At 59.8% G+C, this 25,473-nt stretch carries 21 protein-coding genes; 4 read left to right on the top strand and 17 right to left on the bottom strand.

Annotated features, from left to right (window positions below; translation table 11 throughout):
* The 5 genes from HMPREF2528_RS00625 to HMPREF2528_RS00605 all read right to left on the bottom strand — a co-directional run.
* Window positions 1-757, bottom strand: a 757-nt coding sequence (locus tag HMPREF2528_RS00625; protein ID WP_070541509.1) for an ABC transporter permease, incomplete at its 3' end; no start/stop codon positions are given.
* Window positions 758-812: 55 nt separating this feature from the next.
* Window positions 813-1,766 carry an ABC transporter ATP-binding protein gene (locus HMPREF2528_RS00620; protein ID WP_070541506.1) on the bottom strand — a complete coding sequence of 318 codons (954 nt, stop codon included), beginning with the start codon at window positions 1,764-1,766 and terminating at the stop codon, window positions 813-815.
* An 810-nt stretch (window positions 1,767-2,576) separates the two neighbouring features.
* Window positions 2,577-3,722 carry a low temperature requirement protein A gene (locus HMPREF2528_RS00615; RefSeq protein ID WP_070506857.1) on the bottom strand — a complete coding sequence of 382 codons (1,146 nt, stop codon included), beginning with the start codon at window positions 3,720-3,722 and terminating at the stop codon, window positions 2,577-2,579.
* A 253-nt stretch (window positions 3,723-3,975) separates the two neighbouring features.
* Window positions 3,976-5,061 (bottom strand): 4-hydroxy-3-methylbut-2-enyl diphosphate reductase, encoded by a 1,086-nt coding sequence (locus HMPREF2528_RS00610; RefSeq protein ID WP_012903115.1) that lies wholly within the window; start codon window positions 5,059-5,061, stop codon window positions 3,976-3,978.
* A 27-nt stretch (window positions 5,062-5,088) separates the two neighbouring features.
* Window positions 5,089-6,312 (bottom strand): dehydrogenase, encoded by a 1,224-nt coding sequence (locus HMPREF2528_RS00605; protein ID WP_070506860.1) that lies wholly within the window; start codon window positions 6,310-6,312, stop codon window positions 5,089-5,091.
* A 155-nt stretch (window positions 6,313-6,467) separates the two neighbouring features.
* Between HMPREF2528_RS00605 and xseA the strand changes: the two genes are divergently transcribed.
* Complete coding sequence (gene xseA / locus HMPREF2528_RS00600) at window positions 6,468-7,769, top strand: exodeoxyribonuclease VII large subunit (protein ID WP_070541503.1); 1,302 nt, start codon at window positions 6,468-6,470, stop codon at window positions 7,767-7,769.
* Between the two features lie 64 nt (window positions 7,770-7,833).
* Window positions 7,834-8,094 carry an exodeoxyribonuclease VII small subunit gene (locus HMPREF2528_RS00595; RefSeq protein ID WP_049341827.1) on the top strand — a complete coding sequence of 87 codons (261 nt, stop codon included), beginning with the start codon at window positions 7,834-7,836 and terminating at the stop codon, window positions 8,092-8,094.
* Window positions 8,095-8,215: 121 nt separating this feature from the next.
* On the opposite strand, the gene HMPREF2528_RS00590 is transcribed toward HMPREF2528_RS00595, so the two are convergent.
* The 7 genes from HMPREF2528_RS00590 to galU all read right to left on the bottom strand — a co-directional run bounded on the left by HMPREF2528_RS00590 (window position 8,216) and on the right by galU (window position 16,274).
* Window positions 8,216-9,439 carry a pyridoxal phosphate-dependent aminotransferase gene (locus HMPREF2528_RS00590; RefSeq protein ID WP_070541500.1) on the bottom strand — a complete coding sequence of 408 codons (1,224 nt, stop codon included), beginning with the start codon at window positions 9,437-9,439 and terminating at the stop codon, window positions 8,216-8,218.
* A gap of 6 nt (window positions 9,440-9,445) precedes the next feature.
* Window positions 9,446-10,624 carry a glycine betaine ABC transporter substrate-binding protein gene (locus HMPREF2528_RS00585; RefSeq protein ID WP_070541497.1) on the bottom strand — a complete coding sequence of 393 codons (1,179 nt, stop codon included), beginning with the start codon at window positions 10,622-10,624 and terminating at the stop codon, window positions 9,446-9,448.
* A complete protein-coding gene (locus HMPREF2528_RS00580) occupies window positions 10,624-11,121 on the bottom strand; it encodes an NUDIX domain-containing protein (protein WP_005505097.1) in 498 nt (165 codons plus the stop codon). The genes HMPREF2528_RS00585 and HMPREF2528_RS00580 overlap by 1 nt, the downstream gene beginning before the upstream one ends.
* 38 nt (window positions 11,122-11,159) lie before the next feature.
* A complete protein-coding gene (locus tag HMPREF2528_RS00575) occupies window positions 11,160-12,386 on the bottom strand; it encodes a LysR substrate-binding domain-containing protein (protein ID WP_070541494.1) in 1,227 nt (408 codons plus the stop codon).
* A 96-nt stretch (window positions 12,387-12,482) separates the two neighbouring features.
* Window positions 12,483-12,983 carry a DedA family protein gene (locus HMPREF2528_RS00570; RefSeq protein ID WP_070541491.1) on the bottom strand — a complete coding sequence of 167 codons (501 nt, stop codon included), beginning with the start codon at window positions 12,981-12,983 and terminating at the stop codon, window positions 12,483-12,485.
* Window positions 12,984-13,411: 428 nt separating this feature from the next.
* The gene (locus HMPREF2528_RS00565) at window positions 13,412-15,046 is read right to left on the bottom strand and encodes a hypothetical protein (protein WP_070541488.1); all 1,635 of its coding nucleotides are present in this window, start codon (window positions 15,044-15,046) and stop codon (window positions 13,412-13,414) included.
* Window positions 15,047-15,365: 319 nt separating this feature from the next.
* Window positions 15,366-16,274, bottom strand: coding sequence for a UTP--glucose-1-phosphate uridylyltransferase GalU (galU, locus tag HMPREF2528_RS00560; RefSeq protein WP_012903104.1), 909 nt, complete (start codon window positions 16,272-16,274; stop codon window positions 15,366-15,368).
* A 351-nt stretch (window positions 16,275-16,625) separates the two neighbouring features.
* On the opposite strand from galU, the gene HMPREF2528_RS00555 reads away from it, so the two are divergent.
* Window positions 16,626-17,300, top strand: coding sequence for a 5-formyltetrahydrofolate cyclo-ligase (locus HMPREF2528_RS00555; protein ID WP_138187167.1), 675 nt, complete (start codon window positions 16,626-16,628; stop codon window positions 17,298-17,300).
* A gap of 225 nt (window positions 17,301-17,525) precedes the next feature.
* Window positions 17,526-17,711 (top strand): FmdB family zinc ribbon protein, encoded by a 186-nt coding sequence (locus HMPREF2528_RS00550; RefSeq protein WP_005508445.1) that lies wholly within the window; start codon window positions 17,526-17,528, stop codon window positions 17,709-17,711.
* Between the two features lie 92 nt (window positions 17,712-17,803).
* Here HMPREF2528_RS00550 and HMPREF2528_RS00545 read toward each other — a convergent pair whose 3' ends face one another.
* The 5 genes from HMPREF2528_RS00545 to HMPREF2528_RS00525 form a co-directional block, all read right to left on the bottom strand.
* Window positions 17,804-18,106: a hypothetical protein gene (locus HMPREF2528_RS00545; protein WP_141744676.1), complete on the bottom strand. Its 303-nt coding sequence runs from the start codon at window positions 18,104-18,106 to the stop codon at window positions 17,804-17,806.
* On the bottom strand, window positions 18,099-22,100 hold the full coding sequence (locus HMPREF2528_RS00540) for a DEAD/DEAH box helicase (protein ID WP_070541485.1): 4,002 nt from the start codon (window positions 22,098-22,100) through the stop codon (window positions 18,099-18,101). Before HMPREF2528_RS00540 ends, HMPREF2528_RS00545 begins: the two co-directional genes overlap by 8 nt.
* Window positions 22,101-22,223: 123 nt before the next feature.
* Complete coding sequence (locus HMPREF2528_RS00535) at window positions 22,224-22,682, bottom strand: hypothetical protein (protein ID WP_012903100.1); 459 nt, start codon at window positions 22,680-22,682, stop codon at window positions 22,224-22,226.
* A gap of 87 nt (window positions 22,683-22,769) precedes the next feature.
* Window positions 22,770-23,570: a MurR/RpiR family transcriptional regulator gene (locus HMPREF2528_RS00530; protein ID WP_231840311.1), complete on the bottom strand. Its 801-nt coding sequence runs from the start codon at window positions 23,568-23,570 to the stop codon at window positions 22,770-22,772.
* A gap of 254 nt (window positions 23,571-23,824) precedes the next feature.
* A complete protein-coding gene (locus HMPREF2528_RS00525) occupies window positions 23,825-25,459 on the bottom strand; it encodes an alpha-glucoside-specific PTS transporter subunit IIBC (RefSeq protein WP_305793915.1) in 1,635 nt (544 codons plus the stop codon).
* Window positions 25,460-25,473 lie beyond the last annotated feature (14 nt).

The raw sequence follows: 25,473 nt of genomic DNA, 5'->3' as shown, positions 1-25,473 counted from the left end.
GGCGGGTTGCGCGGCGCATCAGCAGGGCAGAAACACCCAGGAAGATTGCCGCCCAGACGACCAGGCTCACCACTGCGTACCAGAGCGGCTCGGTCACGAACCAGTCCTCACCACCACCCAGAATAATGGTCTGACCTGCGGCGAAGGGGTAGCGGGCAATCTCGGCGGCACCGTACAGCGGGGTAAAGCGGGCGTACTTCAGCAGGTCGGTGCTCAGCGGGGAGAACACGGTACCGAAGAAGCTCATAATCACCAGCAGACCGTTCGCAATGGACACGGCGTTCTCGTTACGAATCAGCAGGCCCATCATGATGCCGTAGAAGGCGAACACCAGACCGCACAGCACCGTCAGCGCGCCGGCTGCAAGCTGCTGGTTCACGGGGATTTCAACACCGGTGAACATGCCCACAATGTTCACCGCAATCACCGGCACCGCAGAAATCACCAGGGCGGTCAGCGCCTTCGCGCCCAGGTACTTGCCGGTGGTCAGCGGGGTCAGCGCCAGCTGGCGGTTCCAGCCGCTGGAGAGCTCGGTGACGGTGCTGCCGCTAATCGCCACGGTGTTCTGCACAGCGCCGTACAGCGCCATGCCAATCATGACGTAGGCCGCTACGTTGCCGTCGCCCATCTGCTGGGAGGAGTAGTCCTGCATCGCGCCAAAGAGCAGGAAGAAGACGATGGGCAGTGCCACGCCGAAGAAGAAACGGTCGGTCGAGAGAATAGAAGCGCGGATGTCGTAGAGTGCGTAGCGGAGCATGATATTTTCCTTGAGGTGTGTAGCGGCGGCGTGTGGTGTTGAGGCGGTCTAGTGTTTAGGCGTCGGATGCCTTGGAGGCGGCGGCCTGCTCGGTCAGCAGGGTGAAGGACTCGTCCAGGGAGGGCTTGGTGACCTCCAGGTCGCTGATGCTGTAGTTGTTCAGCAGAGTGCGCAGTACCTGCTCAATCTCCAGCACGGAGATGCGGTGGCGGTACCCTCCGGACTCTTCGGTCACCTCGACCGGCACATCCAGGTCGGTGATGGGCGCGGGTGCGAGGAAGGAAAGGTGGCGGTGGCCGGTCAGGGCGCGAATCTCATCGGAGGAGCCGTCAGCGATGATGGAGCCGGAGGCCATGAGCACGATGCGCTGGGCGAAGTTCTGTGCTTCTTCCAGGTAGTGCGTCGCAAAAAGAATGGTCGTTCCTCGTTCTGCGATGGCTTCCATACGCTCCCAGAAGGTGCGGCGCGCATTCACGTCCATGCCGGCGGTCGGCTCGTCCAGGATCAGCAGTTCCGGCGAGTGCATGGTCGCCAGGGCGTAACGCAGACGCTGCTGCTGACCGCCCGAGCACTTGCCGACCTTACGCTTAGCGATATCGGTCAGATCGGCGCCGGCGAGTACCTCATCCACGTCAATGGGCTTGGGGTACAGCGCCGCAATCATCTCGACCGTAGCGCGGATCGTCAGGTCCTTGAGCAGGCCACCGGTCTGCTGCACCGCACCGAGCAGACCGGCGCGTGCCGCCTCGGAGGCGTTGCGACCGAAGACGCTCAACTCGCCGCCGCTGGGCTGGGTCAGGCCAAGAATCATGTCGATGAGGGTGGTCTTACCTGCGCCGTTGGGGCCGAGCAGGGCGATGATTTCGCCGCGCTTGACGGTCAGGTCAATCGAGTTGACGGCGACCACGGTGCCTGCCGCGCGGGTGGAGAAAACCTGGCGGAGGGAGCGGGCGGAAATAACGGTTTCTGCGGTGTTGGGCTTGCTGTTCTGAAGTGCTGCGGTGTTCATGTTTCTATTACACCGCCGGTTTTCGCGCCGCTGCGGTACAGAGTGTCATGACCTGCCCATGACAAATGTCATGAGTTGAGGATATGCGAGCGTCGTAGCCGGTTACGTGAAGCGGGGGCTCCGTCCTCAAGGCGCCTGTGCCAATCGTTGTTGGGGCGCCGCAGAGGGGGCATTCCCCCGCGTAGCGTGAACGTGAAGCTGCGCTAGCGTCCCTATCCGTGCATCCCGCACATCAGATACAAAGACCCCGTGTCTTCTCCCCACACGGGGAACCCGTATCCTTCACCACGAACTCACTCGCACCAGTTTCCAGGACGCGGCGCGGCAGTGTTAGCAGATGCGGTGTGAGCGGGTACGGCTTCCGCCGCAGCCTCGGGAGCCCCTGATACTACGGAACTCTTGAGACTGCGGCGGGAAGAAGCATTTAGCGGCGGGTTGCGCGGCGCATCAGCAGGGCAGAAACGCCCAGGAAGATAGCCGCCCACACAACCAGACTCACCACTTGAAGCTCATTAGTAAGAGTTTATTGAGGACATAGAAAAGGGTTTCGGTAAGTATCAGTCCTTTGTAGATGCAGGTGAGCAGTATGAAGACGGCTACATCGACACTCTGGCCCTCTATTTATTGGAAGGGAAGATAGAAAACTTCCGTTCTCATCTAGAGTATCTCAATATGATTGGAGATGATGCGGATAGTGTCATCAGATTAGATATGTCTGGAAAGGAAGTTGATAAACAAATGATGGACAAATTTAGTTTATAAAAACAAAAAAGCCTTGGAAGCCAAGGCTTTTTTGTTTTTATAAATTAATTAGAAGAACCCCCAGTAAGACACGGAATATTGTTTAGTACGTGTAACCCAGAAAGAAATAAAATGACTAGCTATAGCTAGAGTAAAAATGGTTGCAATACTCAACACTGTTATAGCATTAGAAGCGAAAAGCAAAGAGAGAATCAAGGCAACCAGATAGAGTGTCGCTTGGACACAGTAGTAACTTCTCGGATAGCGAAGATAGTTTTTGTTATAGGGCCCATTTGCTAGGACAGCAGCTTGGAAGAGGCCAATTCCGATATAAAAGAAGCTGATTGCAACGAGAAGATTAGCCTCGGGATTCAGGAGATAACCCATCGAAACTGTCATCAACATAAGCCCAATGAAAATAGGATAGTGACTATAAATTATAAATACTCCCTTTTGATTGGATCCTTCGTCAATAGCATGGTCAAATTCACCAAAATAAAACAAGAACAGAGAAAGCATGATAACGAAATTAAGAACCGAATATATAGAGAAATTCTCAACTGTAAAGAAGTTAACTAGCCCAATAACCATCTCTCCAAACGTAATGATGACAAGAAGGGAGACGCGCTCGATTAAATGGGGAAGATTTACCTGGAAATGCTCATCTTTAGTCATCAAGAAAATTGGCACAATAAATGTTAGCAGAATACTAGCAATAAAGATATAGACTCCAACGTAAATAGGGAAAAGAGCTGCCAGATAGACTCCTAAACTTTGTAGACCTGTTAACCATAGAAAACCTTTGATGCTTTCCCGATCAGTATTATCGGTTGATTCTCTAAAAAACTGAACCAAATATTGAAAAAATAAGGTAAGGGTTAATGTACCAACAGCCCAACAGGTATAATAGAACCATTGTTGCCAATTGTATCCAATCATATTGGATATAAAGAGCATAAGTCCCATGTTGGTAAACATGATTACCATATTAAATAACGAGTTTGTTCCATAGCGATTGGTATAAATGGTTTGAATCATCCAGGCATTGATGATAACCATGACAGAGATGAAGAAATCAAGTAAAGAATCCCAAGCCACAACACCGTCATGAAGAGGGTGAATTAAAGCAGTTGCTTTTGAAATTGCAAAAACAAACACTAGGTCATAAAATAGTTCTGAAAATTCTACACGTTTATGTTCAATAAGAGTTGTCACCTTAAGACCTTTCTACTAGAAATACAATTTATTATAACACAACAATGGCATTGAAAGAGACGGAGATTCTTAAATAACTTCATGTGGCGCGAATCGTCAGGTCCTTAAGCAGGCCACCGGTCTGCTGCACCGCACCAAGTAGACCGGCGCGTACCGCCGTCCCAAACAGTGCTTCCCCACATATCAGATACAAAGACCCCGTGTCTTCTCCCCACACGGGGGAAGAGGACACGGGGTCATAAGCTAAAAAGTATTAGCGAGTGGGCTTAGCGCCGCGGCCACCGAGCTGGCGGCCCACGTTCTCATCGTTCTTCAGGGCGGAACGCAGTTCCTTCGGCAGGGAGAAGAGAATGTCTTCCTTCGCGGTCTCCACCTCTTCGATGGTGTTGTAGCCGTACTCGGCGAGCAGGGCCAGTACCTCCTGAACCAGAACCTCGGGCACGGACGCGCCGGAGGTCAGGCCCACGGTTGCCACGCCCTCGAACCAGGACTCGTCCACCTGGTGTGCGAAGTCCACACGCTCGGCACGCTTAGCGCCGTATTCGAGTGCTACTTCCTTCAGGCGCACGGAGTTCGAGGAGTTCGCCGAGCCAACCACAATGACCAGGTCAGCGCGCGGAGCAATCTCCTTGATGGCGCCCTGGCGGTTGGAGGTTGCGTAGCAGATGTCGTCCGAAGGCGGATCCTGCAGAGACGGGAAACGCTCACGCAGACGCGCCACGGTTTCCAGGGTCTCATCCACGGACAGGGTGGTCTGAGAAATCCAGACGACCTTCTCCGGGTTGCGAACGGTCACCTGATCCACCTCGTCGGGCGAGTTCACGATCTGGATGTGCTCGGGCGCCTCACCGGCGGTACCCTCGACCTCTTCGTGGCCGGTGTGACCGATGAGCAGGATGTCGTAGTCCTGCTTGGCGAAGCGCACAGCCTCGCGGTGCACCTTGTTCACCAGCGGGCAGGTCGCGTCAATAGTGTTCAGGGAGCGGTCGCCGGCTGCGGAAACCACCGCCGGGGACACGCCGTGCGCCGAGAACACGGTCACGGAACCTTCGGGAACTTCATCCACTTCATCAACGAAGATAGCGCCCTGCTTTTCCAAGGTCTCCACCACGTGGCGGTTGTGAACAATCTGCTTGCGCACGTAGACGGGCGCACCGTAGTGCTCCAGCGCCTTCTCAACAGCAATCACGGCACGGTCAACGCCTGCGCAGTAACCGCGCGGGGTGGCGAGCAGGACTTTCTTCTCACCGGTGACGGGTGCGGCGGCTTCAACGTCGGCGCGGCTGCGGCGCTCGCGGGGTACGGGCGGCAGGCCCAGGGCAATAGTTTCAGTGGACATGGTTACTATCCTACGTTGTTCGGACTTTTAGTGTGTGATGACTGTGGCACCGCTCGCAGGGCTACGTCCCAGGGCGATAAGGCGAATCAGAATACCGAGCAGTAGGGCGAGGATCGCCAGGACCAGCCCGTAGCTTGCCGCCGCCTGCAAGTGCCCGGTCAGTGACGGTGCAAGCTGGTTCCATGCCCCGGTAATCAGCGCCGTTCCGGCGGTGCTGTGGCTGGTAATTCCCAGGGTTTCAGGGCTCTGGCCGCCAAACCAGGCTGCGGCGCCCCAGCCCAGCAGGGCGTAGAGCAGAGCCGTGACCACCGGCACCAGGATGCGGTGCCTGGGGGCCAGCAACGTAGCCAGCAGCAGGCTCAGCGCCGCAATGATGGTCAGTGGCATGGTGGACTTGCCCAGCGCGGCGGCACGGTTAATGCCGGCGTGCAGGAACCACTCCTGCTGCTCCTGCTGGTTGTTGCCGTCCTTCAACCGGTCAATATTGAGGGTTTCAGGGCCGAGCTTCGTCAGGTCCGGGTCGAAGGAGCCGATAGAGCCGACCTTCGCATCCAACGCACGGTAAAAGGGGGTGAGCACAATGACGGCGGGACCGTCCTGGTGTTCGAGGTTGTAGCGGCGAGTTTCCTCGGCTACTTCCTTCCAGAGGCTTCGATATTCTTCAGTTTTTGACAGCTCAGCCGCGGAACGGTTGAGCAGGGAACGTATGCCGTCTTGTGTCGGCTTTACAAGAATGGAGTATAAGCCGCTTTGTTTGGTGCCGTCGAGGAAGGTTGTCATAGCTTCGGAGTTCATGAGGTCTTCGACCGCACCGTCCGCGATGCGCGAAGCAAGCTGCGAATCCTCCGCCAGGCTGGAGGAAATCTGCGAGAAACCACGCTCTGACATGAGCTTGGAGTTCACCCAGGCACCCGCGGTTGCACCCAGACCGGTCACCAGGGCAAGGGCGCACAGCACAACGGTCAGGAACCTCCGCAAGCCCGCCGCGAAGGGAGGCTCGGGGGCGGCCTGCAACTCAGCCTTGGTGGGGGTTGCTGTGTGACCGAGCATGCGGGTAGGCTGCAGCAGGGTCGTGTCTTCATCCGCCGTATAGTAGCCGCCCGTGTAATAGCCGTCTGTGCGGGTAATCCGGGTGTCGACGACTCGGGTCGCGTCCGCCGGGTAGTTGTGCGCGCCAGTACCCGCCGCTGACGAAGCCGCGGCGGTGTTGAGGGCGTTGTTCTGATGTGCTGACTGATCGGGTGAGCGCATGAGCCTAGGGTACCCGCTCACGGTGTTCAAAGCCGATTCGGACCCGCAGAATGCGCCAGAAGCTAAGTTCTGCCTGCACTGTGTGCAAGCTACCCGAGTCGCCAGGCTGACCTGTGCGCAGGCGCATAACCGACCAATCAGGGACAATAGAAGGCATGAACTTCTACAACCCCTCCGCAGCGCAGCCGGCACCCGCGCTAGTCGTGCCGCCCGTGCACGAGCGGCAGCTTCCCGGGAAGTCTCAGGAAACCACCGCCACCAACCCCTGGCCCCTCGCCCTGCTCGCGCAGAACCTCAAAAACTATGTAGACAAGGTTCCCGAGCTCTGGGTGGAGGCGCAGGTCGCCTCCCTCAACGGCCGCGGCGGCAACGTCTTCATGGAGCTTAAAGACCTCAACGAAGACTTCTCCTTCACCCTCGCGCTCTTCGGGCGTGCCGGTAGCGGCCTGGCGGCTGATGTGACCGTAGGCGCTCGCATCGTCACCCGCGCCAAGCCGAGCCTGTGGAAGAACGGCAAGCTCTCCCTCATCGGCAAGGAAGTGTACGCGGTCGGCACCGGCAACCTGCACGAGCAGCTGCAGCGTCTGCGTGAAGCTCTCGCCGCTGAGGGGCTGTTCTCTGACGCGCGGAAGAAGCCGCTGCCCATGCTGCCGAATCGTGTGGGTCTGATTACCGGTCGCGATTCTGACGCGGAGAAGGACGTTATCCGCAACGCCTCCCTGCGCTGGCCCGGCGTGGTCTTCGAGGTGCGCAATACTCGCGTTCAGGGCGAGGGTGCGGCGGCTGAGGTCATTGCGGCTCTCGCCGAGCTGGACGCCCACCCAGAAGTGGATGTCATCGTCATCGCCCGAGGCGGCGGCTCCTTCGAAGACCTGCTGCCCTTCTCTGAGGAGGCACTCATCCGCGCCGTCGCGGCAGCCACCACCCCGGTGGTCTCGGCAATCGGTCACGAGGCGGACTCCCCCATCCTCGATGCGGTCGCTGACCTGCGCGCCTCCACCCCGACCGATGCGGGTAAGCGCATTGTGCCCGATATTTCGGAGGAGACCGCCCGCATCCCCGAGGCGCGCGCCCGCCTGGACCGCGCGGTGCTCGGCTACGTGGGCATGCAGATGAACTACATTGCGCAGCTGCGTAGCCGCCCGGTGCTCACCCACCCGGAGTCTTCCCTGCTCATGCGTGTGGAGGAGCTGAGCCAGCTACGCGAGCGCGCTCACCGTTCGGTGCAGCACCGTCTGGAGCGTGAGTCGGCTACCCTGTCGCACACGTTGGCGCGGGTGCGTTCGCTCTCTCCCGCGCAGACGCTGAACCGCGGCTACTCCATTGTTCAGGATGCCGCGGGTGCTATTGTGCGTGACGCTTCGGCGCTGAGCGAGGGCGAGCAGATTACGGTGCGTGCGGCGACCGGTTCGGCGCAGGCGACCGTGACCTCCACGGACCCCTCAAACATCTCCTAAACCCCGATACCTACGTTTTACCCCTAGTTTTTACCCCTAAGTTTTACCCCTGAAAGGTTCCTCAATGAGCGAGAACATTAGCTTCAACAGCGCCGAGCTGGGCGCACCCGTCGAAACCCTCGGCTACGAGCAGGCGCGAGCCGAGCTGGAGCAGGTCGTGCGCCAGCTGGAGTCCGGCGCCAGCGACTTGGAGACTTCCATCGCACTGTGGGAGCGTGGCGAGGCGCTTGCCGCCCGCTGCGAGGCGTGGCTGCAGGGCGCGCAGGAGCGCCTGAACGCGGCACGCGGTGCACAGCAGGGCGGTCAGGAGAGCCCGGCAAACTAAAGCCACTTCCAGCGCCCGTTCTGGCACATCCGCCAGCCGTCAAACAGAAATAGCCTGCCCCGCAGCTCATCAGAACTGCGGGGCAGGCTATTTCTGTCTATATGTAGCAGAGGTGGCAGGGCTAGTGCTTCTGCTTGTAGTCAGCCATGAAGTTACCCAGGCGCTCCAGGGCGCTGGTGAGGGTCTGCGTATCGGGCAGGAACACCAGGCGGAAGTGGTCCGGGTCCTTCCAGTTGAACGCGCGGCCGTGGCTGAAGAGAATCTTCTGGCTCTTGAGCAGGTCCAGGGCGAACTGCTCGTCGTCGGTAATGTCGAAGCGCTCAACATCAATCTTCGGGAACAGGTACAGTGCGCCGTCCGCACTGGTGCAGCTGATGCCGTCAATCTCGTTGAGCATCTTGTGCGCCAGGGTGCGCTGCTCGTAGAGGCGGCCGCCGGGGACAATCAGCTCGTTAATGGACTGGTAGCCGCCCAGTGCAGTCTGGATTGCGTGCTGTGCCGGAACGTTGGAGCACAGGCGCATGGATGCAAGCAGGTGGATGCCTTCCAGGTAGCTCGTTGCGTCCTTCTTGGGGCCGGTAATAGCGACCCAGCCTGCGCGGTAACCGCAGACGCGGTATGCCTTGGACAGGCCGGAGAAGGTCAAGCAGAGCACATCATCGCCGGTCAGAGAAGCCATGTTGATGGCTTCTGCGCCATCGTACACAATCTTTTCGTAGATTTCGTCGGAGAACACAACCAGACCGTGCTCGCGTGCCAGGTCCACGATCTGCTTCAAAATCGAGCGCGGGTAGACGGCACCGGTCGGGTTGTTCGGGTTAATGACCACAATGCCCTTGGTGCGCTCGGTAATCTTCGACTTAATGTCTTCGATGTCCGGGTACCAGTTGTTTTCCTCATCGCACAGGTAGTGCACGGGCTTGCCGCCCACCAGCGCGGTGGATGCGGTCCACAGCGGGTAGTCGGGCATGGGGACCAGGATTTCGTCGCCGGTCTCGCAGAGTGCCTGCAGGGTCATCGGGATCAGCTCAGACACACCGTTACCCAGGTAGATGGAGTCGGTGTCGAGGTTCATGATGCCGCGGTTCTGGTAGTGCTGCACAATGGCGGTACGTGCCGAGTAGAGGCCGCGGGAATCGGAGTAGCCCTGGGTTTCAGGCAGGTGACGAATGATGTCCATCATGATGGCATCCGGCGCCTCAAAGCCGAAGGGGGCGGGGTTACCAATGTTCAGTTTGAGGATGCGGTGGCCCATCGCCTCCATGCGATTGGCTTCATCCAGAATGGGGCCGCGGATGTCGTACAGGACGTTGCTCAACTTTGAGGACTGACGGTACTTCGTCATGATGATTTACTTTCTAGGGTGATCCAAAATGAATTGTGCTGCGTCATCATCTGCGATGGGGTTGGAACCGCTAGTCAGACGCAACAGGAACGAGAGGTTACCCGTGTCTAATGTAGATGATACGCGGTTAATTGCCGTCCGGGCGCTATCTGGCAGGGTACGACGGATAATGGGCACCAGCTGCTGCTGCAAAAGTGCCGTTGAGGGGTCTTCCAGGGTGACCAGGCGGTTATCGTCAATTGCCGAGTCGCAGCTGTGCAGCAGGGTCACCTGCACGGTGTCTGCGGTGAGGGCGTTGACGCGCTCGGCGGGGTCGTCCTGAATCTTCGGGTCGTGCACACGGTAGCGGTAGAGGCTACGCAAAGAATCCACGCCGTAGGTGCCGCTGGAATACCCGGTCGGAATGGAGAACGTCAGAGAAGACTGCACCTCACGCAGATGCGCGAGGGAGTTGAGCTTGTGGCGGGCACTCACGGCGCGGGTGGTAACCAGTACATCCTTGTTGGTGGCGTGGGCGCCGTTGAGGAGCATGAGCTCTTCGGGCAGGATGCGCGAAATGGCGTTGGTCATGTCGGTGGTGCTCATGGCGCGCAGGTTGATGGGGTCTGCGGAGCGGGTGGAGCTTGCGGTGGGGCTCGCGGTTGCGTCCGTAGCATGCGCGGAGGCGGTGCTCTCCTCCGCGGTGGGGGTAGCTGCCGGGGGCAGGGTCACGCCTGCGGCTTGAGCGGAGGCGCTCACGGAGGCGGCGATGCGTTCGTTCTGCGCGGCGGCGGGGCTGATTTTGCCGTCGTCGGTCAGGTAGAGCAGCAGGTCTCCGCTGTAGTCGATGACCAGGTCCAACGATTCAAGCGCGGCGGCGGTGCTGCTTTCCTCATCGTCGGGCAGAGTTGCGGTAGGGGTGGCTGAGTTAGCCGAAGGAACCATGAGCCCGCGCAGGGCGGTAGCGCGGCTGTTGTCGGTGTCAACAAGTTCAACGGAGTAGCCAACCTGTCGCAGGGCGCGCGCGTACACGTGCGCCACGGCGCGCATTTCACGCAGGGCACCGTAGCCGATACGCAGGGTACCGTAGCTGGATGCGGAAGGGTCCACCTGCGGGGTTGCGTCATTATTCCCGCAAGCGGCAAGCAGCGGCATGAGCGCCAGGGAGGTGAGCGCCGCACGGCGGGTGAGGGTTCGTCGGTTCATTAGGGAAGCTTCCGTGCGTTTTCATCGGCAAGAAATTCGCGGTATTCGCGTGCCCAGCTCGCGGCGTTGGAGTAGCCCATCATGGAGGCGACCTCGTCGATGAGGGTGCCGTAGCGGATGGTGTCCAGCTCAGCGATGGGTACCCAGCGTGCCGTGTCGGAGGATCCGTTGATTTCGTGGCGCAGTTCGCCGGTGACAATGTGGGCACGGAAAACCACCCGCAGGGCGCAGAAGGGTAGCGCTTGCGGGTCTTTCTGGGTGGAACGCACGGGGAAGTGTCCGGCGTGCACGCCCAGAATGTCTTCAATGGCGACGCTGTAACCGGTCTCTTCGAGGGTCTCTCGCAGCGCGGTTTCGTCGGCCTGTTCGCCGGGTTCCATGCCGCCGCCAGGCAGGGACCAGAGGGGGCTGAGCGCGCGGTCTTCGGGAACCCAGCGGGTCATGAGCAGCTTGCCCTGCTCAATGATCACTGCGTAGGCTGCGGGTCGGGTTTCCATTGCTAATGCCATGGTTTGATTTTACCGTCTATCGTTCGTTAGCGTTTCTTGCCGCGGCGTGCGCTGGCGGCTTTGGCGGACTGTCGAGCGTGCTGGCGCGCGTTACCGTTTTTCTTGGCGTTGGCGCGCTTTTTATCGCGTGCTTCGCGGCGGGCGTTGGCGGCTCGTGCCTTCGCTTTTTCCTTTGCCTTTTCAGCGGCGATGCGTTCGGCGCGTGCCTGCCGGGTTTCGCTACCACGCTCACTGGTTGCGGTGCGGCCACGCACAATGCCGATGAAGTCCTGCAGGAGCGCCTCGAGCTCTTCGCTGCGCGGCTCGCCCTTGGGGGCACGCGGCCAGACCAGGTGCACCGGGTAGGTGTCCAGACCCGCAACGGGGCGGTAGGTGAGGTCCTTGCGGTGGTAGAAACGCGCAATGGACATGGGCACAATGTACAGACCCACACCGGCGGCAACCAGCTCGATGGTTTCCTTATCGGTCAGACCCTCGGGCACGATGCGACCGGCACTCTCACGCCATGCGCGGGAGACTTCCTCATAAGCGGGAATATTGGAGGCGGGCTGTAGCAGGAACTCCTCGGCAAGCTCCTCCACGGGCACCTCATCAAGCACGGTGAGCACATGGTCCACCGGCAGAATGACCACGGGCAGCTCCTCGTAGAGGCGGATGCTGTGGTACTTCTCGCCGTCGGCGCTTGCCGGTTCACGGTCGGGGCGCACAATACTCATGTGCGCGAAGGGATTCTCGGGCACAGCCTTACGCGCGATGGGTGCGTGCTCGGTAGCCTCGACGCTATCCTCAGCGGGCGCCTCGGAGGGGGCGGTTCCCTCTTCTGCTGACCCAGCGGCGGATTCAACGGAGGATCCAGCGGCGGGGTTATCGGCGGGATCAATCAGGCACAGGTCCTGATGTAGGGAGTCCAGGCCGCGCGCCTCACGCACGGGCACCTCCGCCAGCTGCACGCGGTCGCCGTAACGCTCATGCCAGCGGTTGAACCACTTACCGGGCATAATCGCCGGCACGTAGCTAACGCGCAGCACGGAGCGCTGCAACACGGGGATGGGCAGAGCCTCCGGAGTCTGGATCATTGCCAGCTGCTCGGGATGCAGGTACACGCGGGTGGGCGCCTCGGCGGACGCTTCGGTTTCTACCTCGTCGGTAGCGTTTTCGGGCGCGCTGAACTCGGGGTCGATTGCGGTGAGGGCAGGGTCGTTGACGGACTGCGCTTCGGGGGTGCCTGCAGTGGAGGATGCGGATGAACTCATCCCTCCACGCTAGCACATCTTGGGCGGGGGCATTGAGGGCAGGTGAGTGGCCTCAACCCGGCGAGATAGTGCACCTATCCCCCGCTGAAGGTAGGACTAGTTCTCGGTGATGTTATCCGCAGTGTTCTCAACGGTTTCGCGGTTAATGCGGCGTTCGCGCAGCTGAGTCACAATGACCAGCACCGTGATAACAATGGCAAGGGCGAGCGGGAACATCCACGGCTCCAGGCCGAGGGCCGCAAGAATTGCGAAGCCGATGGTGGTGTAGATGCACGCCCATATGAAGGTTCCGACCAGCATCGCGGGCACCCAGCGGCGCAGCGGCATTTTCGTGAAGCCGGTCGTGATGATGACCGCGGTTTGCAGACCCACGGTGAGAAAGCAGAGGGGCACGGCAATAACGCCCCATCGGTTGATGAAGGCGCGCGCCTTGCGGTAGAGCGGGCTATCCATGGCTTTGCGGATGCGGTCGAGGCGGGCGCCCCCTTCAGCAGCGAGCGCGCCAAGGGCGTACACGATGCTGGTGCGGACGATTCCGACCACCCACATGAAAGCTAGGGCAACCTCAATCGGGAGTGCGTCAAACCAATCTTTCACCCGGCTATTCTCTCATGAGTGGGCGATATTGACCTGATTGAAGGTTTTTTGAGGCTTCTTATTCGACTTTTGGAGGGGCCAGAAAATTTTTTTAAACTTTTTTTGCCGGGGGCTATTGCCCCTTGTCGCCTGCAATGGCGCGGATTTTACTTAGGTAAACCTTAGTTTATTGACAGGGTGTCGCTATTTTCGGCTTGTCACCCGCACGGGAATTAGGATATATTTTTATTACCGAATAAGGCAGGTCTTGTGGGAAGGCCTTCCTAATCGGTCTAGAAGACTTTCTTCCTGTGTGTGATGCTAGAAAAGGAACCCCATGGACGGGGTTCCTTTTCTTTTTAACCGTTCCTTTCCCGAGGCACATTCCCAGCAAAACAAAACCCCGACAGCACGAACTGTCGGGGTTTTATACACATCTAGAGTAAGGTCTACTTCTTACCCTGGTTCTTGTCCTGGCGGTGCAGAGCGCTCAGCGGCTTGGGCAGCTGAACCGGATTCCAGGTGTTGCTGACTGCTTCAAAGGAGGAGCCAGCACCGGGATGGCGGTTCGTCGAACGAACACCACCGCTCGCCGTAGCACCGGTCGAGAGCGCCGGGTCGTTCAGGGACGCAATATCCAGAGCATCGAACTCGGAATCATCCAGGACGTCCGGCAGAGGAATCTCCTCGGGAATCGGCTGAGCGGGAGCCTGAGTAGCAGGTGCCGCAGGCGCCTGGCGGACGGGCGAACCATCGCGCAGAGCCTGGCGAGCCACCGGCTGGGCCGGCTGAATAGCCGGCTGCTGTGCGGGAGCCTGCTGCTGAGCGGCAGGCGCCTGGGCAACCTGCGCAGGCTGAGGTGCTACCGGCTGAGCGGGAGCCACAGGTGCCTGAGCAGGATGTGTAGGCTGAGCAGACGGCACGGGCTGAGTGTGCTGGGGCTGAGCGGGCTGGCTCGGAACAACCGGAGCCTGAGCCACCTGAGGCTGTGCAGCAGTACGCGGTGCACTAGCAGAGGAAGCAACAGAACCGCTCTCCTGGTCAAAGAGCACGCTACCGCGGCGAATCGGCTGGAAGCGGCTCGGACGCTGCTGGCGGCGCTCCTGACGGTGACCTGCGGGCGCCTCCGCCGGGCGGGCAGAACGGGCAGGTACGGGACGAGAAGAATGAGCAGGTGCCGCAGCAGGCGCTTCCGCACGAGGAGCCGCCTCGGGAGCCTCATCGGAGGACTCCACCGCAATGTGCGCACGGCTCGGGCGTGCCGCCTCACGGCTCACGTTGCGGGCAGTAGTCTCACGGGTTGCGGGGCGAGCCTGATGTGCAGGCTCTTCGACAGCTTCAGCTTCCGGCGCTTCAGTATCCTCTACAGGCTCAGAAGCGTCATCGTAAGCTTTTTCGTTGTCAGACTCTTCATACGCCTCAGCGTCAGTACCCTCGGCATCTTCTGCTTCTGCCTTGGCGCGCCGCTCATCGCGGTTCGCCTTAATCTGGTTGCCAAGAGACTCCAGCAGACCAAAACGGCTTACAGCCCACGCGCCGCCAGCAAGAATCAGGAAGAGAACAGCCCAACCCCACGCCAGAACCCCAAAGAGCGCCAGAAGACCGGTCACCAGGGCAAGCACGCCCAAACCGGCAGCAACCAGCAGGGTAATACCGCTCGGGCTCGAAGTATCAAAGTAGGACAGCGGCGAGGGCTTCGACTCCTCCACCACCGGAATTTCATCGGTGTAGGGAGCAGTCGGGGAGGAATCACGAATCTGCGAAATAGAAGCCGTATCCGGGGCAGGCTGAACGGCATCCTCCACAGCGTGGGAGGAACGGGAAGAAGCCTGCGGAAGAGCGGAAGAGGGCAGGGAAGTACCCGGCGCCACCGCATGATCGGAAGACTGGTACGCCTCCAACTCATTCAGCAGCACGCCTGCAGAGGCGAGAATGTCCTCAGCGGTACGCTCGGCGCTAATCAGGGGACGCTCGGGCTCCACGGAGGGACCAGCGGGCGCGCGACGGAGGCTCCTGGGCACAAACCACAGCAGCAAAATCACGGTCAGAATTACCAACACACCGGAGGTGTTCAAAAGCGTCATATTCAGGTCGCCCTCTATCGTCCCTTTATCCCTAGACTTTAATCATACCCTTATATTCCCAATGCTTTCCATAAGCGGCAAGAATCGGGCTGGATATGCGCATATACCCCAGAAGGAATATGCGCACTACGACGTCGTTGCGTCCCTGCACAAGACACACTCTGGACCCTCACCCAGTAGCACGCCACGCACATAACGGACACGAACGACGCAAAGGAAGGCGCCCTCCCTCAGGGCTAACGCCCCACCAGAAAGAACGCCTTCCTCAGCGTGGTTGGTATTTATCGGTTGCCCTCATCAGAGAGCGGGTGCAGAGTAATTAGCAGTTCTCTGCGACAAAGTCCTTCAGCCATGCGCGCAGGTCGTCACCGAACTCGGGACGCTCAGCAGCAAGAATAACGTTTGCCTTCAGGTAGGACAGCTTGTCACCGGTGTCGAAACGGCGGCCGGAGAAGACCACACCGTAGACGCCTTCGCCTTCGCCTTCACCCTGAGCCAGGGTCTGCAGAGCGTCAGTCAGCTGAATCTCGCCGCCGCGGCCCGGAGCGGTGTTCTCCAGAACCTCGAAGACCTTCGGGCTCAGAACGTAACGGCCGATCACAGCGTAGTTCGAGGGAGCCTCATCAGCAGCGGGCTTCTCAACCAGACCGGTGATCTTCACGAAACCGTCTTCGCCCTCAACAGCCTCAATAGCAGCTGCACCGTAAGCGGAAATAGCCTCGCGGGGGACCTCCATCAGAGCAACGACGGAACCGCCGGTGCGCTCCTGGACCTCCACCATGCGGGAGAGCAGGTCTTCCTTCTCATCAATCAGGTCATCACCGAGCAGAACAGCGAATGCCTCATCGCCAACGTGGCGCTTTGCGCGCAGAACAGCGTGGCCCAGGCCCTTGGGGTCGCCCTGACGCACGTAGTGCAGGTCGCCGCCCATCTCATTGGTAGCTACCACAGAAGCGAGCAGAGCGTCCTTACCCTGCTCAGCGAGCTGCTGCTCCAGAACGGGAACGCGGTCGAAGTGATCCTCGAGAGCGCGCTTGTTACGGCCGGTAATCATCAGAACGTCATTCAGACCGGCACGGATTGCTTCCTCCACCACGTACTGAATCGCGGGGCGATCAACGACGGGGAGCATTTCCTTGGGGGTTGCCTTCGTGGCGGGCAGGAATCGGGTGCCCAGACCAGCAGCAGGAATAACTGCCTTAGTAACAGACTTAATTTCAGTAGCCATGCCACAAGAATACCCTAAGTTGTAAAGTACTTAAGCTGATTTATCGACACTATGACGTGAAAAAATCTTCAACGTGACTAACTACATATCGGTGAAGGTACATTCTTCGGGTTGTAGAGAAAATACGTTCCTCGAAACCCAATGCTATTTTCTGCAATCCCTATACTAAAAAGTAGATTCTATAGCCCAGCAGAGTAGGTTGCTTTTTGCCGCCCATAAGGATGTTTTCACCCCACCTCGGAACGCCTCTCAACGCGGAGGCACCACGACTCAAACCAGCCAAACTAGGCCATAGAGCCACTCTCCTCCACCCCGCATAAGACCTCACCCGCAAAGACGATGGGACACACCATGCCTCTCAATACCGCAGCCGCCACCAGCAACTCCGATACCGGTGCCAGCGCAGAAGATATCTCCCTGGATAAAGACATTCTCCGCTCTCAGATTCGCCCCCGCCGCCTCACCGCACGCAGCCACCGCGGCGAACACGACCAGCAGCAGATAGCTGACCTTTTCACCCACCACATTCTTGAAGCGGTCGCGCAGCGCCTCCACTCCCCCGGCACCATTGCGGCATACCTGCCCACCAAGTCCGAACCGCCCATCATCGAAGCACTAACCCGCCTGCACAAGGACGGACACCGCATCCTCGTGCCCGTCGTGCGTCCCGGCCGCAAACTCGCCTGGGTGCACTGGGATCCCGCCGTCGAGCACCCGCTCAGCCCCATGGGAATCCCCGAACCCGAAGGCGAAGAACAGGACGAGCGAGCCTTCGTGAACGCCGATGTGCGCCTCGTCCCCGCTCTCGCCTTTGATGCTGACGGGCACCGCCTCGGTCAAGGAGGCGGCTACTATGACCGCATTATCCCCCTGCTCAGCGCACAGCAGCTGAAGGAGCAGAGCATCGGCGTGGTCTTTGCCGATGAAATTTATGAAGCTATTCCCTACGACCAGTGGGACGCTATTCTGCCAGTCATCCTCACCGAAGAAGGCGTTTTCCGCACCTCTCAGCAGTCACCGATGTAGCCGGTTGACCAGCACCGCCCACCTCCTGATTGACACCCCAAATCTTCATGCAAAAGCTCAAAGATATGCAGGAACACACGACCAAAATCGCTCAGGAAAAAGGCAAAAAGAAACCAGAAATAGCTTTTTGAGAAGAAACCGCAAATAGCCCAGAGCGTTTCAAAAGCGGTACACTCAAACCACGTTAATAAACCATCCCAGCGAAAACGGATACAGAAGGACAAAATGCCGGTCTACGTTTACCAGTGCAAGAATTGCAACCACGTCTTTGAACAGCGCCAGTCCTTTAGCGACGATGCACTGCGCATCTGCCCGCAGTGCGGCGAAGAAACCCTGCGCAAGCGCTACAACACCGTCGGAGTGACCTTCAAAGGTTCCGGCTTCTACAGCACCGACAAGGGCAACTCCTAAACGGGGTCCCACACCAGCCCAAAAGAGGGGCGGAGCAACACACGTTGCCCCGCCCCTCGGCGTTTTAAGAAGTGCTCTCCCGCAGGAAGACGCTACACGATATTGTTACCCCAGTGCGGAGGACGCTGCTGACGCATCCATTCCAGACGCTCACGCTCCTCCGGGGTCAGCGGCTGCGCAGAAGCAGCCGCTTTCTGAGAACTCGCCTTCTGGGGGTTCTGCTTCTGGGCATCAGCTTTCTTCGGGGAAGCCCCCGCGGCAGAGGAAGTACCCGAAGCCACAACCGGAGGCGTCGTCACGCCCACCAGCAGAGGCTCAGCCCCGCTCACCGAGCCGCCGCCGCTCACACGACGGTGCCCACGGCGCGGCTTCGGCGTTGACGAATAGCTAGCCACGGACCTCAGCATCCTCGTCCATATCCAGGTAGTGCAGCACGCGCGCCACCACGGCGTCCGGATCAGCAAATACTTCCAGGGTGCCCAGCGTAATGTAGTTCCAGCCCGTGCGGCTCAGACGCTCCGGCACCAGGCGGGTACGCTCACGCACCGAAGCACGCGCATAATTCGGCTCACCATCGGAGCACGCCACCAGCGGCATAGCCGCCGGAACACTCGGGTTCGAAGAGACCACGGGAGCCACACCCAGCGCGGGAACCGGCTCAGCCGCCAGCTTCTCCGGGGCGTGCGCAATCAGAGCGATATCGCCCTCACCGCGGGTCACACGCACACCGCGAGCCTGCAGACGCGCCACCAAATCGTTCAGCAGCCAGTCGCCCAAATCCGGGGTGTCCGCGTCGTCGACGGCCAAGAACGCGTTACGCGGCAGGGTCTCCGGCACGCGCTGTGCCTTCGCTTCCACCTCTTCACGCGCCTGACGTTCCGCGTGTTCACGCAGCAGGTGGTAGAAATCCACCGCGCCATGATGCAGCTTCTGCGGGTCCAGCTCGGAGGGGTCAATGCACGAGACAATGCGCAGGGCACGGCGTGCACGAGTCAACGCCACCACAAAGCCCTGGCGACCGTGCTCAGCAGACAGCTGACCCAAATCGTAGGACGCCTGACCCAGGCGGGCACGGCCCACACCCAGGGAGAAAATCACGGTATCGCGCTCAAGGCTCTCAGCGCGGGTCAGATCGACCACGCGGAAAGATTCCTCACCGGCGGCGAAGAACGGCGCCAGCTGCGGGTACAGGCTCAGGGCGTGACGCACCGACTCAGCCACACGCTGAGCGTGCTTCGGGCTAGCCGTCACAACCGCCAGCGAACGGTCCGGGGTGCGGTACGCGTGCTCCAGCACCAGGTTCGTGACGCGCTCCACCTCAACACCGGGCGAATCCAGGTTCGCGTTATCGCTGACCTTACCGCGAGTATCAATGTACTCAACGGTCAGCGAACCGGCAGGCTGGGCGGAGGCGCGGCTCACCGGAGTCGCATGCAGCTGCGAACCGTAGAACTCACGGTTCAGGTAGTCGAGAATCACCGGGTCCATGCTGCGGTGCAGCATCGCCAGGGTGCGGTTGGGCAGTACGGTAGCGAGCACGTCGAAGGTGCTGTCCAGTTGCTCGTCGGTCGGCTCGGGAGCGCCGAAAGTCGGCGCAGACACGATGAACGGCGAGGGGTAACCCGAGTGCGGGTCGCCCAGGGCAATCACCTGGTCGGCGCGGGTAATCGCTGGCAGGTTCGCTGCCAGCGGGGTCGACTCGGAGTCCAGCAGCAGCACCGTATCAAAACGCATGGAGGCGGGAACCTTACGCGCAAGGGCGAACGGGCTCGCCGTCCACAGCGGAAACAGGGTACGCGCCATGACCGGGGCGTGAGTCAGCAGCTCTTCGAGCACGAACTCGTAGCCGCGCAGCTGGCTCTTCAGGTACGCCGCCTGGTCGTGCTCAGACTCAATACGCTCGGTCCACACGCGCGCAACCTTCGCCAGCAGACGCGCCGGGGCGCTGGTCATGTGGGCGTAGTCGGCACGGCGGAAACGGGACTCCGTATCGCGCAGGCGGTCGCCATCCAGCAGCTTACCCTCGTGATGCTGCAGCAAGAACTCCAGGGCAGACTGCCACCAGGCAAGCTCCAGCTCATCGGAAACAACCTCAGTCGGAACCTGACGCGCGTACAGGTCATCGAGCAACTCCGACAGGCCGCGCTCACGCAGCTTCTGAGTCAGGGCGTCACGCTCCGGCAGGGTCATGAGCAGCACGCGGTCCGCCATGAGGGCATCCAGGCGCGCATCCAGAGCATCCAGGTCGGTGCGCACGAAGTCGGTGCCCTCAATGGTATCCGCAAGAACAATACCCAGACCCGCCAGCTCAGACACCAGAGAGTTCAGGGCTGCAGCCAGCTGGTCCAGGTTCTCCGGAATCTGCGGGGTGCGGGGCGCCTCAATGTGGCGAATCCACTCGGCACGCTCAGCCTGAACCACCTTCAGCTGCTCGTGCAGGTCACCGATATTCACGCCGGGCAGGATGTATTCCTTCGCCGCGCGGCGCAGGCGGGAACGCTGCATACTGCTCATCTCGATGCCGTTCTCACGGCGCCACGAACCGGAGGCAGTCGCCGCAATCAGGTCGGTCACCGGGCGGTCGTAGACATCCGCACGGAAACGCTTGAGCGTCTCACGGATACGCATCAGAATCGCCAGCTGCGACTCCCACTCAGCGATGGTGCGGCCGCGGCGCAGACCCAGCATGGCGCTGGTCTGGTTCATCGCCTCACGCAGGTTCAGCAGGGAGGACTTGAGGGTAATGACCAGGGCGTACGCCTCGGCGGCTTCCTCGTCATTGACCAGGCGGGCACGGTACCACGGGGAGGTGCGCGAAGCCGCCGCAAAACCATCAATCTCACCCAGACGCACCAGCTCGGCACGCACCTGCTCACGCTCCAAGAGCGAATCGAGCATAGGGCGGTCAAAACGCACGCGGGTTGCCGGGCCGTCCTCGGAGGCGGTCAGCTCAGCCAGACGCTGCAGCGCCGAGTAGACAGAAATCTGCCAGTTGGCGTCCTTGTTCAGCAGGGCACGAGTGTGGTCGAGCAGCGCGGCACGGGTCGCCACAAGCTCTTCGTTCAGGTCCTCAGAGTTAGGCTCTTCGGCGCCCTCATTACGCACGATTGCGCGAATGAACTCGGCGCGCTGAGCCTCAGCATCGTGCTCGGCAAGCAGGTCGTAGCGCAGGCTCTCAATACCGGTGCGCTTGAGCAACGCCGAGAATTCAGCGAGGGTGGAGCGCTTCTCGCCCACCACGAGCACGGATTTACCGCGACCCATCAGGGCGGATGCAATATTCACGGCGGTACGCAGCGGCTCGGTGCCGGGCGCCGCAGTGATGGTGAAGGAGAATCCGCTGACCGCGGTGTCGACAATTTCCTGGGCGTTCGCATCCGCGTCCAGCAGGAGCATTTCCTCTGCCGGGTCACGCTGGTCCAGGGGCGGCTGCAGGTTGTGGGCGTTGAGCTCGCGCGGCTTCACGCCGGGCACCTTCAGCGCCGCCAGGTCACGAACCAGCGGGGTGATGGCGGTGTGCGGCAGTTCGCCCAGGCTTTCCTTCAGGTCAGCAAAGGTCGAGATGAAGTACTTCGACTCGATGGTCATGCCCGGAATACGGCCTGCTGAGGCGCGCATACGTTCAATGACCGGCTCGGGGTCCAGACGGGACATGGAGTTCGCCAGCTGCGCCACATCCATGGTGCCCAGGTCGATGCCGTATTCCTGCTTGATCTGTCGGACCATCGCCGGGTTCAGGCGTGCAGAACCGGCGAGGCGCAGCTCGAAGTCGTCGTCCTTCGGGTGCGGGGTGATGCTCAGCGGCGCCATGAGAATCGGCGCGATGAAGCGCTTCTCGTAGGCGGCAGCATCCTCGCGGGTGTCGTGCGACAGCCAGGAGGCGGTACCCGCCACGAAGTAGCCGGAGTCCAGGCCGTGGTCGGTGGCGAGTTCGTAAATCTTGGTGCGCAGGGTGCGTGCGGAACGCATGCCCGCCTCCAGCTGCGACTTGTCGCGCAGAATCGTGGAGAGGCGGGTCTTACGTCCGGCGAGCAGCTGTGCCAGGCCGGAGGGGTTCGCCTCGGACAGGTCGATGTGCACGTAGTCGACCTGGTTGAAGTCGAGCATCGCGTCGGGACCGGTGTAGACGTCCATCTGTTCCGCCCAGCGCTCAAGCCCCGCCGAGGGGTCAAAGTCCTCGTGGGCGGGGTTCAGGTGTGCGGGCAGCTCGGCGATGTTGATTTCGTCGGCTACTTCGTGGGTTTCCTCTGCTGAGGTCGCGGCGGCTGCGGCGGGCTGAGCGGTATCAGCCGGGGCGCCGGGTGCGTGTTGCGCGTCGGTAGGCTCGGGAATCTGGTTCACGTCGTGAGTGTCCTTGTGGGTCAGTGCGGTGTACGTTTGCGCGTACACACCGAAGATGGTGGTTCTTCCGGGGTCCTCTGCCCGGTGTGCCTCATGCTGTGTTTCAAGCGGGGCGGGTGTCAGTGCGCGCCTGCGTGCTTAATGCGCCGATGTGCTTAATACGCCGGGTGCTTACTTCGACCACATTGCGATGTTGGCGACGAGCAGCACTACGGTCACCAGTACGTAGAAGACCAGGGCGGGCAGAAGCGCCCAGCGGTACTTGGGCGCCAGCTCGCCTTCCAGGTTGCCGAAGCGCAGGGAGCGGAAGAGGAAGAAGCTCAGAATCGCGCCGGGCAGGTTACCGATGATGACCAACAGAATGGTCAGGTACAGGGCGTAGGCTCGTTCGGTGCGTTCGTTCTCTGCACCCGCGAGCTTGAGGGTGCCGCCCAGCAACAGGCTGAGGCATGCGTTCAGGAATGCCACGGTGAAGAAGGGAATCTTCAGGGCTGCTTGGAAGTCCATCTGGGAGTTCGCTGCACCCAGCACAATCCACAGCAGTAGCAGCGCGGGGATGATCATGAGGTACCAGAACAGGTACTTACGCATCTTCTCGGTGTTTTCGATGAGCGCGAAAATTGCGGTCACTGGGTGTCTCTTTCAGATGGTCTCAGGCGGATTCGGTCGGATTCAGGAGGAGTGAGTGAAGGAGCAGGTGGGCACAGTAATGCCTTATCAGGCGTCGGTTTCATCCCCAGCGTTGAGGGCGTCATCCACCTGGTCCTGTAGGGATTCGCGGCGCTCATTCTCAACGTGTTCAATGTAACGGCGCACGATGTAGTCCAGCAGCACCGACAGCGCAACAAAAGAGTAGTAGGGCTTACGCTGGGTGCTGATCTGGGTGGGGGTCGTCTGGTAGTGCAGGGAGTACTCGGCGTGCGAGGACATGTAGTTCACACCAATGGCGGTCACCGCAATCATGGGGATGCGGCGTAGCGCCAGCATCTTAATGTGTTCGCGCATGTTCTCGGTCTGACCGGAGAAGGACACAATGATGACCACGTCGTCCTGGGTCATATTGTTCATGGCGCTTTCGAACTCATTACGTGCCGGGATGACCTGGCAGAACTTACCGCAGACCTGCATGGACTTGGTAAATTCCTGCACAGCATTGCGCTGAGCGTAGCCGGTACCGAAGCAGTACACAGTGCGAGCCTCATGGATGCGCTTGAGCAGTCCGCTCAGCTCCATGTGCTCGAGGTAGTCATAGGTGCGCTGAATGTCTTCGCGGCCGCTCTCAATGAACCGCGGGTTGAAGGGTTCGCTGCGGTTCAGAGAGGACTTAATGAAGTACTTCAACTCAGCAAATCCGGAGAAGTTCAGCTTCTTCGTCAGGCGGATAATTGAGCTGGTCGAAGTATAAGTTTTATGTGCCAAAGAGTTGATCGTTGACTCCGCAACGAACTCTTCATTTTCTAGCATGAATGCCAAAATTTCCCGTTCAGTTTCACTGAATCGGTGCTGGTTCGCATTCACGACGTCTTGTAAATCCACTCAAAGCTCCTGAATCCGATGGTGAGCAATATATAAATAGTACACGCTCTAGGGTCATCGGCCAGGGTGGGCGAGGTTGGTCGTCTCTCACTTTGGGTGGGTGCCTCGTGCAGATTTGAGTCCGGGTGCGAGCCTGGATACAGCTTCGCCGGCGGCATCGGTGTTATCCGATACCGCCGGCGAAGTCTATACCTTATGAGGCGTTATGCCGTCAGACGGTTGAAAGCTGATTCCTCTTAGGAGAGGGTCTTAGCTTCGTTCACCATGGTCTCGAAACGCTCGCGAACCTGGGGAACATCCATGCCGACGATAACCTGGAATGCCTTGCCCTTACGGACCAGACCCAGAGCGCCTGCATTCTTGAAGTCTGCATCCGAGGGGCTGACGAGGGACTCATCAGCAACGGAGACACGCAGGCGGGTTGCGCAGTTGTTCACGGTGGTGATGTTCTCTGCGCCACCGAGCAGTTCGAGGAAGCCAGCTGCACGGGGTGCGTAGAGGTCGCCGTCAGCGGACTCAGCAGCTGCGCCGCCGTTCTTCTCAGCAGCCTTAGCTGCCTTGTACTCTGCCTTGCTGTAGAGCTTGGTCTCGCCGCCGTCTTCTTCACGACCGGGGGTCTTGAAGTCAAACTTCAGAATCATGAAGCGGAAGATCAGGAAGTACAGGACGGTGAAGCACAGGCCCACACCAATCTGCATGAGGTAGGTGCCGGAGTGGTTTGCCCACAGCGGGATCCAGTTCTGGAACAGGAAGTCGAGCAGACCGCCACCCATGTAACCAACCAGACCCAGCTGGTACATGATTGCTGCCATGGATGCTGCCAGGATTGCGTGGACCAGGAACAGCGGGGGTGCCAGGAACAGGAAGGTGAACTCGAGGGGCTCGGTGATACCAATCAGGATCGCGGTGAGGCAGACGGGGATCATCAGAGCGAGAACTTCCTTGCGCTTCTCGGGACGAGCAGTGGTGTAGAACGCCGCTGCGATACCGATGGGTGCAAAGACCTTGGAGTTACCGTGCAGTGCGAAGCCGCCGCCGGGGAACAGTTCCTTCAGGGGCTTGTCGCTCTTTGCGAACTCGGTCAGGTGGGTCGGCCAGTCCTTAGCAATACCGTTCGGGGTAACAACATTACCGAAGACGAACGGGGAGTAGATAAAGTGGTGCAGACCGGTCGGAATCAGGAAGCGCTCGAGGAAGGTGTAAACCCACACGCCGAGTGCGCCGGATGCGATGAAGAAGCCCTGCAGGGAGGAGATGCCGTGCTGAGCGTAGGGCCACAGCCAGGAGAACAGGAATGCCACGGGCATCATCAGGAAGAAGCAGACGCCGTAGACGTACTGGGAACCCTGGAAGATACCGAGGAAGTCGGGCAGCTTCTTGTCGAACCAGCGGTTGTGTACCCACACCACGATTGCAGAGATGATGATTGCACCGAAGATACCGGTGTCCATGGTCTTGATACCGGCGATCATCTTCAGACCGGTACCTGCCGCGCTCTTAGAGATGTCGGTGGTGTAGTCCAGGTCGAAGAAACCGGTGCCGCCCTTGCCCCATACCTTGAGCATGGCGCCGACGAAGTAGTTGAAGGTCAGGTAGACCATTGCAGCTTCCATCACTGCACGTGCGTTAGCGGTCTTTGCCAGTGCAATGGGCAGACCGATCACGAAGAGCAGTTCCATCTGGTTGAAGACGGTCCATGCGCCGGACTCCCAAACGGACCAGAAGTGGTTCCACGCGCTTTCCTTGTCAGCAGCGAGGGGAATCAGGTCGCCGTTCTGTGCAATGATCGCAATACCGACCGCGAGGCCAGCGAATGCGAAGAGAAGAACGGGTGCCAGCATGGCAGAGCCGAACCTCTGTACTTTTTCCATCATGAGGCTATACG

Source organism: Rothia sp. HMSC078H08 (genome assembly GCF_001808955.1).
Classification (GTDB): domain Bacteria; phylum Actinomycetota; class Actinomycetes; order Actinomycetales; family Micrococcaceae; genus Rothia.
This window is presented reverse-complemented; position numbering and strand designations above follow the sequence as displayed.